Source organism: Streptomyces sp. NPDC047525, from assembly GCF_040643025.1.
In the GTDB taxonomy this organism is placed as follows: Bacteria; Actinomycetota; Actinomycetes; order Streptomycetales; family Streptomycetaceae; genus Streptomyces; species Streptomyces durmitorensis.
Genome location: NZ_JBEYTL010000004.1, coordinates 441,227 through 456,359, shown reverse-complemented (window position 1 = coordinate 456,359; position 15,133 = coordinate 441,227). Strand labels below are relative to the sequence as shown.

Below are 15,133 nucleotides of genomic sequence, written 5' to 3'. Positions count from 1 at the left end.
GCGCCCCTGACGGGGCGCCCCCTACGGGGCGCTGACGATCGCCGCCCGCAGAGGAGTCGTCCCGCGGACGCGATACTCCTGGATGGCCCAGCCATTGCCGTCCGGATCCTTGAAGTACATGAACGTGCCGCCGTCCTGCGGCGCATGCGCCACCGGCTCCGAGATGTCCAGGCCGCGCGCGGTCAGCTCCGCGTGCGCGGCCTTCGCGTCGGCGACGCACAGCTGGAGGCCCTGGTAGGAGCCGGGGGCCGGGGTGGGGCCGTCCATCGTGTCCCAGAGGGTGTCGGCGAGGGCGATGGAACAGCCGGACCCCGGCGGGGTCAGCTGGACGATGCGCATGCCCGGCATGACCTCCTGGTCGATGTCCACGTGGAAGCCGAGCTTGTCGCGGTAGAACTCCATGGCCCGGTCGACGTCGCTGACGGGGAGCGGGATCACCTCGAGTGTGTATTCCATGGGCCGAGTACATCAGGGCGAGGGGGCCCTGTCAGCGCTCCGCCACACCCCGTCCGAGGGCTGCGAGAAGTGGAGTTGAAGCCTCCTGCGCGTGCGGGAGGCACCGGCCCTTCGGCCGCCTCACGCGAAGCGCCAGCGCGTCTGGCTGAACGGCTCGCCCTTGCCGAAGCCGAAGGCGGTACGGGGGGCCACCTCGAAGACGTACGCGTGGCCCGGACCGTGGTGGAAGCAGCCGTCCTGCACCTCGTAGTGCCAGAAGCTGCCGTACTTCTCCTCCCACGCCGCCGCAAGGCGCCGCAGCCTGTCCTCGTCGGTGATCCGGACCGCGGAGCCCTCGACGACCAGGTCGTAACCCTTGTCCCAGAGGTTGATGCCCGTGGTCAGCACGACCTCGGGGTTGGCCGCCACGTTCCGTGCCTTGCGCTCCTCGGGGCCCGTGCAGAAGTGCAGCGCGCCGTCCAGCCAGACCGCGGGCAGCGGTGTGACGTGCGGGCGGCCGTCGGGGCGCACGGACGAGATCCAGAAGAGCTCGGCCGCCTTGAGCTGCCGCACGGCGTCGGACCACGGGGTCGCGGCCGCCCCCGCACTGCTGTACCGGGTGTCCAGTTCCGTACGGGGTTCCTTGCTCGGCATGTTCCGCCTCCTGACGCCGCCACCCATGCTCCTGTCCAAGTACGGACTCCGCACGCGGGCAGAACTCATCGGTGAGGCCGTAGGCTCGGGCCAGGAGTGATCGAACGGAGGCGCGGGGATGACGGTGCCGCAAGGGCGCAGAAGCAGTACGTTCACGCGGCTGCTGCGGCATGGCTTCACCGATCCGTCCGCCGCGGAGCGGCTGCTCGGGGCTCCCGAACTGTCCGCGGTGCGGACCGACCCGGTGCTGCTCGACGCCCTGGGCGCCGCCGCCGACCCCGACCTGGCCCTCCTCGGCCTCGTACGGCTTGTCGAGGGGCAGCCCGACGACACCGGCCGCCGGGAGCTGCTCGACACGCTGGTCAGCGCCAAGCCGCTGCGTGACCGGCTGCTCGGGGTGCTCGGCGCCTCCGAGGCGCTCGCCGACCACCTGGCCCGGCACCCCCGCGACTGGCGGGCCCTGGTCACGTACGAGCTTGCCGACCTGCACCCCGGCGTCGAGGAGTTCGAGCGCGGCCTCGCCGACGCCACCGACCCCGTCTCGCTCCGCGTCTCCTACCGCCGCTGCCTCCTTGCCATAGCGGCCCGCGACGTCTGCGGCACGACGGACGTGGCCGAGGCCGCGGCCGAGCTCGCGGACCTGGCGACGGCGACCCTGCGTGCCGCGCTCGCCATGGCCGAGGCCGCCGCGCCCGACGACGCCGCGCGGTGCAGGCTCGCGGTCATCGCGATGGGCAAGTGCGGTGGCCACGAGCTGAACTACGTGTCGGACGTCGACGTCATCTTCGTCGGTGAACCCGCGGAGGGCACAGGCGGCACGGACGCCGCCGACGAGGGCAAGGCCATCCAGGCCGCCACCCGGCTCGCCTCGCACATGATGCGGATCTGCTCGGAGACCACGGTCGAGGGCACCATCTGGCCGGTCGACGCCAACCTCCGCCCGGAAGGCCGCAACGGCCCCCTGGTGCGCACCCTCAGCAGCCACCTCGCCTACTACCAGCGCTGGGCCAAGACCTGGGAGTTCCAGGCGCTGCTCAAGGCCCGCCCGGTGGCCGGGGACCTGGCTCTCGGCGAGGAGTACGTCAGCACGCTCGCGCCCCTCGTCTGGCACGCGGCCGAGCGCGACAACTTCGTTCCCGACGTGCAGAAGATGCGCCGCAGGGTCGTCGAGAACATCCCGGCGGGCGAGGTCGACCGTGAGTTGAAGCTGGGCCCCGGCGGCCTGCGGGACGTCGAATTCGCCGTGCAGCTCCTGCAGTTGGTGCACGGCCGCGGTGACACGTCGATCCGCAGCGGCTCGACCCTGGCGGCCCTGGAGGCGCTCGCGGCCGGCGGGTACGTGGGGCGCGTGGACGCCGTCCAGCTCGACGACGCCTACCGCTTCCTGCGCTCCCTCGAGCACCGCATCCAGCTCTTCAAGATGCGGCGCACCCACCTGATCCCCGAGGACGACGCGGACCTGCGGCGCATCGGCCGCTCCCTGGGCATGCGCACGGAGCCGATCACCGAGCTGAACCGCGCGTGGAAGCGGCACACCTCGGTCGTGCGCCGTCTGCACGAGAAGCTCTTCTACCGCCCGCTCCTGGACGCCGTGGCCCAACTCGCCCCGGTCGAGACCCGGTTGAGCACGGACGCGGCCCGCGAACGTCTGGTGGCCCTCGGCTATCACGACCCCGCGGCCGCCCTGCGCCACCTGGAGGCGCTCGCGTCGGGCGTCACCCGCAAGGCGGCGATCCAGCGCACCCTGCTCCCCGTGCTCCTCGGCTGGTTCGCCGACTCGGCGGACCCCGACGCGGGCCTCCTGAACTTCCGCAAGGTGTCCGACGCGCTCGGCAAGACCCCCTGGTATCTGAGGCTCCTGCGCGACGAGGGCGCGGCGGCCGAGAACCTGGCCCGCGTCCTGTCCGCGGGCCGCCTGGCCCCCAACCTCCTGCTTCGCGCCCCCGAAGCGGTGGCCCTGCTCGGCGACCAGCGCGGCCTCGACCCGCGCGACCACGCCCACCTGGAGCAGGAGGTCCTGGCCGCGGTGGGCCGCGCGGACGGCGCCGAAAAGGCGGTGACGGCGGCACGAGGCGTCCGCCGCCGCGAGCTGTTCCGCACGACGGCGGCCGACATCATCGGCTCGTACGGCACGGAGGAGAGTCCCGCCGCGGAGGATCCCGGCGCCCTCCTGGACCGGGTGGGCAACGCGGTCTCCGACCTCACGGCGGCGACGATCGCGGGGACGCTGCGGGCGGTGGTCCGCGAAGGCTGGGGCGACACGCTGCCGGTGCGGTTCTCCGTGATCGGCATGGGCCGCTTCGGCGGCCACGAACTGAGCTACGGCTCGGACGCCGACGTCCTCTTCGTCCACGAGCCGCGCGAGGGCGTGGGCGACCACGAAGCGGCGAAGGCGGCCGCCCAGGTCGTCTCGGAGATGCGCAGGCTCCTGCAACTCCCCAGCAGCGACCCGCCGTTGCTGATCGACGCGGATCTTCGCCCGGAGGGCAAGAGCGGACCGCTGGTGCGGACCCTCGCCTCGTACGAGGCCTACTACCGCCGCTGGTCACTGGTCTGGGAGTCCCAGGCGCTGCTGCGTGCCGAACCGGTCGCGGGTGACGCCGAGTTGGGTCGTGCCTTCATCGACCTGATCGACCCGCTGCGCTATCCGGCGGAGGGCCTCGGCGAGGACGCGGTCCGCGAGATCCGCCGTCTGAAGGCCCGCATGGAGGCCGAACGCATGCCGCGCGGCGCCGACCCCACCCTCCACACCAAGCTGGGCCGCGGCGGTCTCTCGGACGTCGAATGGACCGTCCAGCTCATGCAGTTGACCCACGGCTGGGTCGAGCCGGGCCTGCGCACCACCCGCACCCGGGAGGCCCTCGCGGCGGCCTGCGCGGCCGAGCTGATCCCGACCGAGGACGCGGCGATCCTGGACGAGGCGTGGGTCCTCGCCGCGCGGGTGCGCAACGCGGTGATGCTGGTGCGCGGCCGGGCGGGCGACACGTTCCCGTCGGACGGCCGCGAACTGGCCGCGGTGGGGCGCTACTTGGGCTACGACCCCGGACACGTCGGGGACATGCTGGACGACTACCGACGGGTCACGCGCAGGGCGCGGGCCGTGATGGAGGAGCGGTTCTACGGGGCGTAGACCGTCGCCGTCTCGCAGGTGCTCTACAGCATGGTCCGCGCATGCGCCAGGAACCCCGTGAGCGCCAGCTCGAAGGCGCGGTCGGCGCGCCCCCGCGGCGCCGCGTCAAGGGCCCGTGCGAGCGCGGGCGTCGACGTCTCGTCCGGCAGCTCCCACATGGCCTCCGGCGCGGCCAGGTCCAGCGCGGAGCCGAGCACCAGGTTCTCCAGGGCGATGATCACCGGCATGACGTCCGCGAGGGCGAACCCGGCGTCGACAAGGAGCGTCACCGCGCACTCGTACTGCTCAAGTACGCGTGGGGCGCGCACCGGTGAGGTCATGAGGAGCGGGATGACCTTGGGGTGGGCCGCGAAGGCGGCGCGGTAGGAGCGGGCCCAGCCGGACAGGGAATCTTCCCAGGGGCGTCGCGGGTCGAGGGTGCTGGTGTCGATCGCCTCGCTCACCCGCTCGCGGAGCAGCTCCACGATGCCGTCGCGGCCGTCCACGTGGTGGTAGACGGAGCCGGTCTGCGCGCCGAGGCGCTTGGCGATCTGCGGGACGCTGAAGTCGCCCTTCTCGTCGATGAGGGCGAGCGCGGTCGTCGTGATGCGGTCCCTGTCGAGCAGGGGGGTGCGCGGCCGTCCCATGTCTTCGATCTCCTCGCGATCTCTTCCCGTAAGCCCAACGAGAGGTTACATTGCCAAAACCGAAAGCCTTTAGGTTTATGGCTTCCTGCGGTCGGTCCCCGCCGTCGGAAGCCCTTGCCCCGCCTGCCGTCGAAGGGCTTCTCCCCGCATGTCCACAACCACCCGGGGCCCGGCCGCCGAGGCCGGGCCCACGCTCCGCAGCGGCTCACTCGGCACCGCCGACATCGCCTTCTTCGTCGTCTCGGCCGCCGCCCCGCTCACCGTCATGGCGGGCGTCGCCCCCATCGCCATCTCCCTGGGAGGCATCGGCGCACCCGTCGGCTATCTGCTCGCCGGGATCACGCTCGCCGTCTTCGCCGTCGGTTTCACCGCGATGAGCCGCCACGTCCGCAGTGGCGGTGCCTTCTACGCGTACATCACGCGCGGCCTCGGCCGCCCCGCCGGCATCGCCGCCGCGCTGCTCGCCATGCTGGGCTACAACGGCATGGAGATCGGCGTCTACGGACTCCTGGGCACCGCCACGCAGGACACCGCCCACGCCCTGTTCGGCGCGGACATCCCCTGGCTTCCGGTGTCCCTCGCCGGGCTGCTGCTCATCTGGTACGCCGGATACCGCTCGATCGACTTCGGCGCGAAGCTGCTCGGTGTGCTGCTCGTCGCCGAGACCGGGATCCTGGTGCTGCTCGCGGGCGGCGTCCTGATCAAGGGAGGGTCGGGGGAGGGACTGAGCCTGGACGGCTTCGCCCCAGGACACGTCCTCGTCCCCGGCACGGCCGCCGTGCTCGCCTTCGCCTTCGCGGCGTTCACCGGATTCGAGTCGACCGTCATCTACCGCCGCGAGGCGCGGAATCCGGACCGGACGGTGCCGCGAGCGACGTACATCGCGGTGGCGTTCCTCGGGCTCTTCTACGCCTTCGTCGTCTGGACGGTGATCCAGGCCTTCGGCGACGAGGCGGTGGTGAAGGCCGCGGGCTCGGACCCGGCGGGCCTCTTCTTCTCGGCCATCACGACCTATGTGGGCGGCTGGGCCGCCGACTTGATGCACGTGCTGATCGTGACGAGCGTGCTGGCGTCGCTGCTGGCCTTCCACAACGCGATCAACCGGTACGCGCTCGGGCTCTCGGAGGAGGGGGTGCTGCCGAAGGCCCTCGGCAGGGTGCACGGGCGGCATCGGTCTCCCTACCTGGCGGGGGCGGCGCAGACGGTCCTCGGGGCGGTGGTGGTCGTCGCCTTCGCCGCGGCGGGCGCGGATCCTTACGCGCAGCTGCTGCTGTGGGTCAACACCCCCGGGATGATCGGTCTGTTGGCGCTTCAGCTGATCGCGGCGGTCGCGGTCCCCTTCTACTTCCGGCGCATCAGCCATGGGGAGGGTGTGCTGCGGACGGTGGTGGCGCCGGGGGTGGCGACGGTGCTGCTTAGCGCGGCGCTTGTGCTGGTCGCCACGCACATCGACGTCTTCACCGGGGCGAGCCCCTTCGTGAACACGATCCTGGTCGGGGTCGCCCCCGCGGTGTTCGTCCTCGGGCTCGTCCTCGCGATGCGGCTGCGCCGCAGCCGCCCGGAGGTGTACGAGGGCTTCGCCGCGGAGCCGCCGGGCTGACCTCTTTCTTGTCCCCAACCCCGCCCCTTCCCGGCTGTATCTATTGGCGGCTCCGCCGAGTTCGTCCTCAAACGCCGGACAGGCTGGAGATAGCCCGGCCGGCGTTTGAGGCCATCTTGTCGGGGTCTGGGGCGGAGCCCCAGTTTCGGGAAGGGGCGGGATTGGGGAGAGCCCCGCAGGGCCGTCTTGACCGTAACTACCCACCCACCTGAACGGAGTTCCCCCGTGACACCCGCCGACCTCATCCTCACCGGCGCCCACATCCGCACCCTCGACCCCACCAACCCCCACGCCACCGCCCTCGCCGTCCGCGACGGACACATCGCGGCAGTGGGCCACGAGGCAGACGTACGCGACTGGAAAGGCCCCCGCACCGAGCAGATCGACCTCGGTGGAGCCACCCTCACCCCTGGTCTCGTCGACTCCCACAGCCATCCGGTCTGGGGGCTTGAGATGGCCACCGGCCTCGACCTCTCGGCCGTGGCCGATCTCGAAGAGCTCCGCGCCGCCCTGCGCACAGCGGCCCGCGTCGATGGATGGGTCATCGCCTGGGGGCTCGACCACAACGCCTTCGGCGGGCGGCCCGTCGACCGGGCGCTCGTCGAGGACGCCCTCGACGGCGCACCCGCCTTCATCCGCCTCTACGACGGCCACTCCGCCCTGGCCAGCGGCGCGGCCCTGCGCGCGGCGGGGGTCACAGGACCGCGCGAGTTCGCCCAGCGGTCGGCCATCGTGTGCGACGAGGACGGGCGCCCCACCGGCCACCTCGTCGAGCACGCCGCGATGGACCTCCTGAACGACGTCCTGCCCCGCCCCTCCCACGCCGAGCGCCGTACCCGCCTGGTCGAGCTGCTCTCCGCGATGGCGGCCACCGGCCTGACCGGCGCGCATGTCATGGACCTCGGAGGCGGCGACGTACCCGGACTGCTCGCGGCGGTCGAGGGCGACACGGACCTTCCGCTGCGGCTGCGGCTCGCCCCCTGGTGCATGCCCGGCGTCGACAAGGAGGGGCTCGACGAGCTCGTCGCGCTGCAGGCCGAGCGCGGCAGGCACTGGCGCGTCGGCGGTGCCAAGTTCTTCATGGACGGGACCGTCGAGGGCGGCACCGCCTGGCTGGAGCACGCGGACTGCCACGGGCAGGGCACCGACGCCTTCTGGCCGGACCCGGAGGCCTACGCGGACGCCGTGCGGCACCTGCACGCGGCCGGGGTGCGGACGGCGACCCACGCCATCGGGGACGCCGCCGTGCGGCACGTGCTCGACACCGTCGCCTCGCTCGGCCCCGGCGGGCGCCTCGCGCACCGGATCGAGCACATCGAGACCGTCCCGGACGACACGATCCCGCGCTTCGCGGAGCTCGGGGTGATCGCCTCGATGCAGCCGCCGCACACCGCGTACACGCGCGCCGACCACACCGACGAGTGGTCCAGGCGCCTTGGGGACGAGCGGGCCGCGCGGGCCTGGCGGACCCGGGATCTGCGGGACGCGGGCGCTGTCGTCGCCCTGGGCTCCGACTGGCCCATCGCGCACCATGACGCGCGTCAGGTGCTCGCTACCGCGCGTACGCCCCGTGGAGCGGCCTCGGCGGCGGCCGGCCTCACCGGGCTCATGGCTCTGGAGGGGGTCACCTCCCACGCCGCGATCGCGGCGGGCGAGGGGGAGGTCGCGGGGCGGATCGCTCCCGGCTTCCGGGCGGATCTCACGGCCTTCGGGCTCGACCCCGTCCAGGCGCCCGCCGACGAGGTGGCGCAGGCACCGGTCCTGCTGACCGTGTCCGGAGGACGCGTCACGCACCGTCACCCGTGACCGGGTGGGGCAGGGCTCCGCTCAGGCCTTGGACCGGGACTTGAACCAGGTCCTGAACCGGGCCGAAAGGAGCGGAGCCCGCTCCTCCTGCACCGCCACCTCCTGAGGCATCCCGTACGGCATCGCGCCGTACCAGAGCCGCGCCACCGCGAACCCGAACGCGAGGCAGATCATGCCGCCCACCGCGTCGAGCCAGAAGTGGTTGGCGGTGGCCACGATCACGATCAGGGTCGCCGTCGGGTAGAGCAGGCCGAGCACCTTCACCCACGGCACCGAGGCCAGGGCGAAGATCGTCAGGCCGCACCACAGGGACCAGCCGATGTGCATCGACGGCATCGCCGCGTACTGGTTCGACATGTGCTTGAGGTCGCCGGAGGCCATGGAGCCCCAGGTCTGGTGGACGAGGACCGTGTCGATGAAGTCGTGGCCGTTCATCAGGCGCGGGGGTGCCAGGGGATACAGGTAGTAGCCGAGCAGGGCCACCGCTGTCGTCGCGAAGAGCACCATGCGTGTGGCCGCATAACGACCCGGGTGCTTACGGAAGAGCCACACCAGGACACCGAGCGTCACCACGAAGTGCAGCGTCGCGTAGTAGTAGTTCATGCCGACGATGAGCCATGTCACCGAGTTCACCGCGTGGTTGACGCTCTGCTCCACGGCGATCCCCAGGTGCTCCTCCACCCGCCAGATCCAGTCGGCGTTGCGCAGGGCCTGCGACTTCTGTTCCGGCACCGCGTTGCGGATCAGGGAGTACGTCCAGTAACTCACCGCGATCAGCAGGATCTCGAACCAGAGCCGAGGGCGTCGGGGCGTGCGAAGACGGCGCAGGAACGTCCGCCCATTGCGGTCTTCTCGCTCGCCCGCGATGGGTGATGTGGTGGGCCGCTGCTGGCCTTCCAGTGTCGTCACAGTCATCTCACCCATAGGCACAGAGTCTGCCAGATACCGACCCTCCGCCCGATCATCCCAAGGTCTGGTTCAGGTCGCATTCTCTACGCCCTACGGACGAGCGCGTCCCCGAGGGGAAGAAGCGGTTGAACCCCGAACGACCAGCTCCGGCATGAACACGAATTCGCTGTGCGGGGCGGGCGTGCCGCCGATCTCCTCGAGGAGTGTACGCACCGCCGCCTGCCCCATCGCCGGTACGGGCTTGCGCACTGTGGTCAGGGGCGGATCGGTGAACGCGATCAGCGGGGAGTCGTCGAATCCCACCACCGAAATGTCGTCGGGGACCTCGAATCCACGCTGCCGCGCCGTCCGTATCGCCCCCAGGGCCATCATGTCGCTCGCGCACACCACGGCCGTGCAGCCGCGGTCCATCAGCGCGGACGCCGCGGCCTGTCCGCCCTCCAGCGTGTACAGCGAATGCTGGACCAGATCCGACTCGATCTCCTCGGGGTGCAGGGCGAGCAGGTCCTGCACCGTGCGTACGAAGCCCTCGATCTTCCGCTGTACGGGCACGAACCGCTTGGGGCCCAGGGCCAGTCCGATCCGTGTATGACCCAGGGAGACGAGGTGGGTCACCGCCAGGCGCATCGCCGCCCGGTCGTCCGGCGAGATGAAGGGCGCCTGCACCTTGGGCGAGAACCCGTCGACCAGGACGAACGGCACGCCTTGCGCGCGCAGCTGTTCGTAGCGCTGCATGTCGGCGGAGGTGTCCGCGTGCAGGCCCGAGACGAAGATGATGCCGGAGACTCCGCGGTCCACGAGCATCTCCGTGAGCTCGTCCTCCGTGGAGCCGCCCGGCGTCTGCGTCGCGAGGACCGGCGTATACCCCTGGCGGGTCAGGGCCTGCCCGATGACCTGGGCGAGCGCGGGGAAGATCGGGTTCTCCAGCTCCGGCGTGATCAGCCCGACCAGACCCGCGCTGCGCTGGCGCAGCCGCACCGGGCGCTCGTAGCCGAGCACGTCGAGTGCGGCAAGCACGGACTGGCGGGTGGCACCGGCGACGCCGGGCTTGCCGTTGAGCACCCGGCTGACCGTCGCCTCGCTGACCCCCGCCTGCGCTGCGATGTCGGCCAGTCGCGCGGTCACAGGATTGGACTGTACCGGTCACATCTCAGGCTGCCCACCAGACCGTTGAATCTGCCGGGAGGATCGTCGTGTCGGCGCCGGGCGCCGTCTCCGCGCTCGACAGGAGCACGGTGCCGGTGCCGGGGGTGGGGATCGTGACGGGTGCGGCGCCGATGTTCACCGTGCAGACGACCGAACCCCGCGGGCTCGTGCGGCGGAAGGACAGCACGCCCTCCGGTGAGTCGAGCCACTCCACGTCGCGCCCCGCGCCGAGGGCCGGGTGTGCGCGGCGTACGGCGAGTGCGCCGCGGTAGAACTCCAGCGTCGATGTGGGGTCGCCGTCCTGGGCCTCGACCGTGAGCTCCTTCCAGTCGGCGGGCTGCGGCAGCCAGCTCGGGCCGCCCTCGGCCGGTCCGAAGCCGAACGGCGCCCGCCGCCCCGACCACGGCAGCGGCACCCGGCACCCGTCCCGCGTCCCGTCCTGACCCGTGCTGCGGAAGAACGCCGGGTCCTGGCGCACCTCGTCCGGAAGGTCGGTCACCTCGGGCAGGCCGAGCTCCTCGCCCTGGTAGATGTACGCCGAGCCGGGCAGCGCCAGCATCAGGAGCGTGGCCGCCTTCGCCCGGCGCAGGCCGCGCGCCGCGTCGCCGTCGGCGAAGCGGGTGGAGTGGCGCACGACGTCGTGGTTGGAGAGCACCCAGGTGGCGGGCGCCTGCACGGCGTTCATCGCGTCGAGGGAGCGGTCGATGACGGCGCGCAGCTCGGCCGCGTCCCAACCGGTCGTCAGATACTCGAAGTTGAAGGCCTGGTGCAGCTCGTCCTCGCGCAGGTACCGCGCGCTGCGCTCCACGGTCGGCGTCCAGGCCTCGGCGACGGCGATCCGCTCGCCCGGGTACTCGTCGAGGATCCGCCGCCAGCTGCGGTAGATCTCGTGCACGCCGTCCTGGTCGAAGTAGGGGACGGCCTGTTTGCCGAGCAGCTTCACCTGCTCCCCGTGGCCGATGTCGGGCAGGCCCGCCGCCTTGACCAGGCCGTGGGCCACGTCGATGCGGAAGCCGTCGATGCCGAGGTCGAGCCAGAAGCGCAGGATCGAGCGGAACTCGTCGTGGACGGCGGGGTGTTCCCAGTTGAAGTCGGGCTGCTCGGGCGCGAAGAGGTGGAGGTACCACTCGCCGTCCGGCACCCGCGTCCAGGCCGGGCCGCCGAAGACGGACTCCCAGTCGTTGGGCGGCAGTTCACCGTCCTCGCCCTTGCCGGGCCGGAAGTGGAAGCGTCCCCGCAGCGCCGACCCCCTGCCCTCGCGCAGCGCCCGCTTGAACCACTCGTGCTGGTCCGAGCAGTGGTTGGGCACCAGGTCGACGATCACCCGCAGTCCGAGCGCGTGCGCTTCCCGTACGAGGTCGTCGGCGTCCGGCAGGGTGCCGAACACGGGATCCACCGCGCGGTAGTCGGCCACGTCGTACCCGGCGTCGGCCTGCGGGGACGCGTAGAAGGGGGAGAGCCAGACGGCGTCCACGCCGAGCCGCTTCAGGTGGGGGAGGCGGGCCGTGGCGCCCGGCAGGTCGCCCATCCCGTCGCCGTCGCCGTCGGCGAAGCTGCGCGGATAGATCTGGTAGATGACGGCGTCGCGCCACCACTCGCGGCGCGCGGAGTCGTCGGACGAGGCGTCGGCGGGAAGGGCGGCGGTGACGTGCTGGGTCATGAGTCCCTCAGGAGTACGGGGGGTGTGCGGCACTCCGGTGAACGCCGCACGGAAGGTGAAGGTCACGAGGGCGTCCTCCGCACGCCCCGACAGCGACCGAGGGTACGTCGGCCGCGTACGGTGAACTGCTGAGGATTCGTGCGACCGGCCCCGCCCCCGGCCTCCGTACGGCGGGCGAGGGGTGACGGACGCCGTGCCGGTCGCCCGCCGGGGCGAGCGGAGGCGCCGAGGCCTTCGCCCTCCGGCCCGGCGCTCTCTCCGTGGTCCTCGACGCCACCCCTGGAGGTCTGGAAGCAGCAGGTCACGTCAGGCGCGGGCGCGCTGGGTCCCGTACGGGCCGAAGTCGGAGATTCTACTGTCAAGCGGGCCGTGGACGGGGAGAGTTCGCCGAGCTGCACCGTTCCGGGTCGCGCTGTCGCCGTCTTCTCCCCGGGCGTGCGGCGGGGCGCTAACTTGTTGGGGCAGGCACGAGTCGGCCTGCCTCGTCCCGCGGTGAGGGGCTGTCCCGCGTGAGCGTCAAGGGCAAGGCAGTGAGCACGGTCAGCACGGTCCTGGTGGTCGACGACGTGCCCGCCAGCAGGTACGCGCTGAGCGCGGTCCTGCGCAGGGACGGACACCGCGTCCTGCTCGCCGCGAGCGCGGGCGAGGCCCTGATCGAACTCGACGTGCGGATGCGGGCGGGGGACCTGCCGGACGTGGCCCTCGTCGACGTCGGCCTGCCCGACATGAGCGGCTACGAACTCTGCCGCCGCATGAAGCAGTCGCCGCCCATAGCGGCGCTGCCCGTCGTCCACTTCTCGGCGGCGGCCCGCCCGCCCGCCGACCGGTGCCGAGGGCTCGACGCCGGGGGCGAGTCCTATCTGACGGTGCCCGCCGAACCCGAGGAGATCCAGGCGGTCGTACGGGCCGCCGCGCGCGGGGGCCGCTGCCGCAGTGACGCCCAGCTCCGGGTCGGACGCCTCGCGTTGCTCGCCGGAACGATCCTGGACGTGCAGTCGGCGCGCTGCCTGGGCGAGCTGGCCGAGGCGGCGGCCGTGGGCACGGCGCGGCTGACCGGCGTCCCCGCGACGGTGTTCGTGCTCGGCGAGGACGGAGAGCTCCACCTGGGGTTCTCCCGGCGCAGAGCCGCCGAATCGCTGCCGGACGCCGGGGCGCACGAGGCGGTGGCCCGGCTGATGCAGCGCGTCATGTCGGGGCGTACGGGCGTGCGGCACTCGGTCGTGCCGGCTCCGCTGTGGCCGCCGGGGTTCTTCCGCCCGGTGGCATCCGCGGGGCACCGGGGTGACGGGACGCCGGAGGACGCCGGGCTCGCCCTGGCCCGGCTGAGCCAGGGGCGCACGCTGGTGTGCCTCGCGACGCCCGCGTACCAGGAGGAGCCGGCCCCCGAGACGGGGCACCTCGTCGAGCGGCTCGCCCACGCCACCGCACTGGCCGCGGAACCGCTCCTCATGTACGAGGAGGAGCGTCATGTCGCGCTGACCCTCCAACGCAGCTTCCTGCCCTCGCAGTTGCCGGAGCTGCCCGGCACGGACGTCGTCGTCCGCTATGAACCGGCATCGCGCCAGGCGGAGATCGGCGGGGACTTCTACGCGGCGCTGCCCACGCCCGCGGGTGTCCTGACCGGCATCGGTGACGTGGTCGGGCACTCGCTCGAAGCGGCCACCGTGATGGTCGAGATCCGGCACGCGCTGCGCGCGTACTGCGTCGAGGACCCCGACCCCGGCGTGCTCGCGCGGCGCCTCGACCGGATGCTGCAGCACTACCACCCGGGCGTGACGGCCACGATGTGCCTGAGCCTGGTCGATCCGGCCACCGGGCGGACCCGGATCGCCAACGCGGGCCACATCCCGCCGCTGGTCGTGCGGGACGAGGGCACGGCCGCGTACGTCGACGCGAAGGGGCCGCTCCTGGGCCTCGGGCTCGGCCTCGACAGGCCGCCGCCGAGCGAGGTGGTCCTCGCGCGGAGCGAGCGCCTGCTGATGGTCACGGACGGGCTCATCGAGACGCGGGGCACGGATCTCGCGGTGTCGATGGAGCAGTTGCGCCTCGCGGCCGCGGGCGCGCCGCTGGGCGTCGCCGACCTGTGCGACACGCTCCTGACCTGCTTCGGGCACGAACGGGAGGACGACATCGCGCTGCTCGCGCTGCGCAGGACGGGCTGAGGCGCCGCGCGGGGCGGGCTGAAAGAAACCGCCGCACGGACCTGTACCCACGGGCCTACCCGTCAGTACATTGACGCCATGTCTAATACGCAGAGCCGGGAGCCGAAGCCCGTCGCGTCCGAGCACATACCGCTCAAGGCACGCAAAGTCTCCTTCTCCTGGGAGGACACCCCGCTGCACTGGGTGCCGGGCGACCCCTTCGCCACGCACACGATCAACGTGCTGCACCTGCTTCTCCCGGCGGGTGAACGCTGGTTCGTCCACGTGTACAAGCAGGTCCTGCCGTACATCCGTGACGACCGGCTGCGCGAGGACGTGATCGGCTTCATCGGCCAGGAGGCCATGCACGCGCAGGCCCACGACGAGGTCCTGCCGCACCTCAAGGAGCAGGGCCTGGACCCCACGCCCTACACCGCCCAGGTCGACTGGCTCTTCGAGAAGATGCTCGGCGACCGGACGCTGCCGCCCGGCAAGGCCCGCAAGTGGTGGCTGATGGAGCGCGTCGCGATGATCGCGGCCATCGAGCACTACACCGCCTTCCTCGGCAACTGGGTCCTGAACGCCGACGAGCTGGACCGCAGGGGCGCCGACCCGACCATGCTCGACCTGCTGCGCTGGCACGGCGCGGAGGAGGTCGAGCACCGCTCCGTCGCCTTCGAGCTCTTCATGCACGTCGACGGCAGCTACCGCCGCCGCGCCCGCACCTGGGCCACGGCCTTCTCCGCCCTGGTCTTCCTCTGGCAGCGCGGCGCGCGCTTCTTCATGGAGAACGACCCGACGCTCATCGGCGGCAAGGCGTCGTTCAAGGACTTCTACCAGGGCGGCAAGAAGGGCACGCTGCCCACGACCCCGGACATGATCCGCTCCATCCCCCGTTATCTGAGCCGCGCCTACCACCCCTCCCACGAGGGCAGCACGGCACAGGCCGTCGCCTACCTCGCCTCGTCCCCCGCGGCCACCGCCGCCGAGGCCGCGACGGAATCGCTGCCGAAGGGAGCGCACTGA

At 72.0% G+C, this 15,133-nt stretch carries 11 protein-coding genes; 5 read left to right on the top strand and 6 right to left on the bottom strand.

Going from position 1 to position 15,133, the window contains the following annotated elements; translation table 11 throughout:
- Window positions 1-21 precede the first annotated feature (21 nt).
- Together ABZ833_RS14460 and ABZ833_RS14455 are read right to left on the bottom strand one after the other, a co-directional pair.
- Window positions 22-456 carry a VOC family protein gene (locus tag ABZ833_RS14460; protein WP_361045804.1) on the bottom strand — a complete coding sequence of 145 codons (435 nt, stop codon included), beginning with the start codon at window positions 454-456 and terminating at the stop codon, window positions 22-24.
- 120 nt (window positions 457-576) lie between these two features.
- Complete coding sequence (locus ABZ833_RS14455; RefSeq protein ID WP_361045802.1) at window positions 577-1,089, bottom strand: pyridoxamine 5'-phosphate oxidase family protein; 513 nt, start codon at window positions 1,087-1,089, stop codon at window positions 577-579.
- A gap of 118 nt (window positions 1,090-1,207) precedes the next feature.
- Between ABZ833_RS14455 and ABZ833_RS14450 the strand changes: the two genes are divergently transcribed.
- Entirely contained in the window at window positions 1,208-4,219 is a 3,012-nt protein-coding gene (locus tag ABZ833_RS14450; RefSeq protein WP_361045800.1) for a bifunctional [glutamine synthetase] adenylyltransferase/[glutamine synthetase]-adenylyl-L-tyrosine phosphorylase, read from the top strand.
- Between the two features lie 23 nt (window positions 4,220-4,242).
- Here the strand turns inward: ABZ833_RS14450 and ABZ833_RS14445 are convergent, their stop codons facing one another.
- The gene (locus ABZ833_RS14445; RefSeq protein WP_361045797.1) at window positions 4,243-4,845 is read right to left on the bottom strand and encodes a TetR/AcrR family transcriptional regulator C-terminal domain-containing protein; all 603 of its coding nucleotides are present in this window, start codon (window positions 4,843-4,845) and stop codon (window positions 4,243-4,245) included.
- 148 nt (window positions 4,846-4,993) lie between these two features.
- Here ABZ833_RS14445 and ABZ833_RS14440 point away from each other — a divergent pair, with 148 nt between their 5' ends.
- Together ABZ833_RS14440 and ABZ833_RS14435 are read left to right on the top strand one after the other, a co-directional pair.
- Window positions 4,994-6,445 carry an APC family permease gene (locus ABZ833_RS14440; RefSeq protein ID WP_361045795.1) on the top strand — a complete coding sequence of 484 codons (1,452 nt, stop codon included), beginning with the start codon at window positions 4,994-4,996 and terminating at the stop codon, window positions 6,443-6,445.
- 225 nt (window positions 6,446-6,670) lie between these two features.
- Window positions 6,671-8,251: an amidohydrolase gene (locus tag ABZ833_RS14435; RefSeq protein ID WP_361045793.1), complete on the top strand. Its 1,581-nt coding sequence runs from the start codon at window positions 6,671-6,673 to the stop codon at window positions 8,249-8,251.
- Window positions 8,252-8,272: 21 nt separating this feature from the next.
- Here the strand turns inward: ABZ833_RS14435 and ABZ833_RS14430 are convergent, their stop codons facing one another.
- From ABZ833_RS14430 to ABZ833_RS14420, 3 genes are all read right to left on the bottom strand, one after another.
- Complete coding sequence (locus ABZ833_RS14430) at window positions 8,273-9,175, bottom strand: phosphatase PAP2 family protein (protein WP_361045790.1); 903 nt, start codon at window positions 9,173-9,175, stop codon at window positions 8,273-8,275.
- A 75-nt stretch (window positions 9,176-9,250) separates the two neighbouring features.
- Window positions 9,251-10,285, bottom strand: a complete 1,035-nt coding sequence (locus tag ABZ833_RS14425; protein WP_361045788.1) for a LacI family DNA-binding transcriptional regulator — start codon at window positions 10,283-10,285, stop codon at window positions 9,251-9,253.
- Between the two features lie 25 nt (window positions 10,286-10,310).
- Window positions 10,311-11,966 carry a glycoside hydrolase family 13 protein gene (locus ABZ833_RS14420; RefSeq protein ID WP_361046312.1) on the bottom strand — a complete coding sequence of 552 codons (1,656 nt, stop codon included), beginning with the start codon at window positions 11,964-11,966 and terminating at the stop codon, window positions 10,311-10,313.
- Between the two features lie 509 nt (window positions 11,967-12,475).
- Between ABZ833_RS14420 and ABZ833_RS14415 the strand changes: the two genes are divergently transcribed.
- Both ABZ833_RS14415 and ABZ833_RS14410 read left to right on the top strand, forming a co-directional pair.
- Window positions 12,476-14,128: a fused response regulator/phosphatase gene (locus tag ABZ833_RS14415; protein WP_361045786.1), complete on the top strand. Its 1,653-nt coding sequence runs from the start codon at window positions 12,476-12,478 to the stop codon at window positions 14,126-14,128.
- Window positions 14,129-14,206: 78 nt separating this feature from the next.
- Window positions 14,207-15,133, top strand: coding sequence for a metal-dependent hydrolase (locus tag ABZ833_RS14410; RefSeq protein WP_249590286.1), 927 nt, complete (start codon window positions 14,207-14,209; stop codon window positions 15,131-15,133).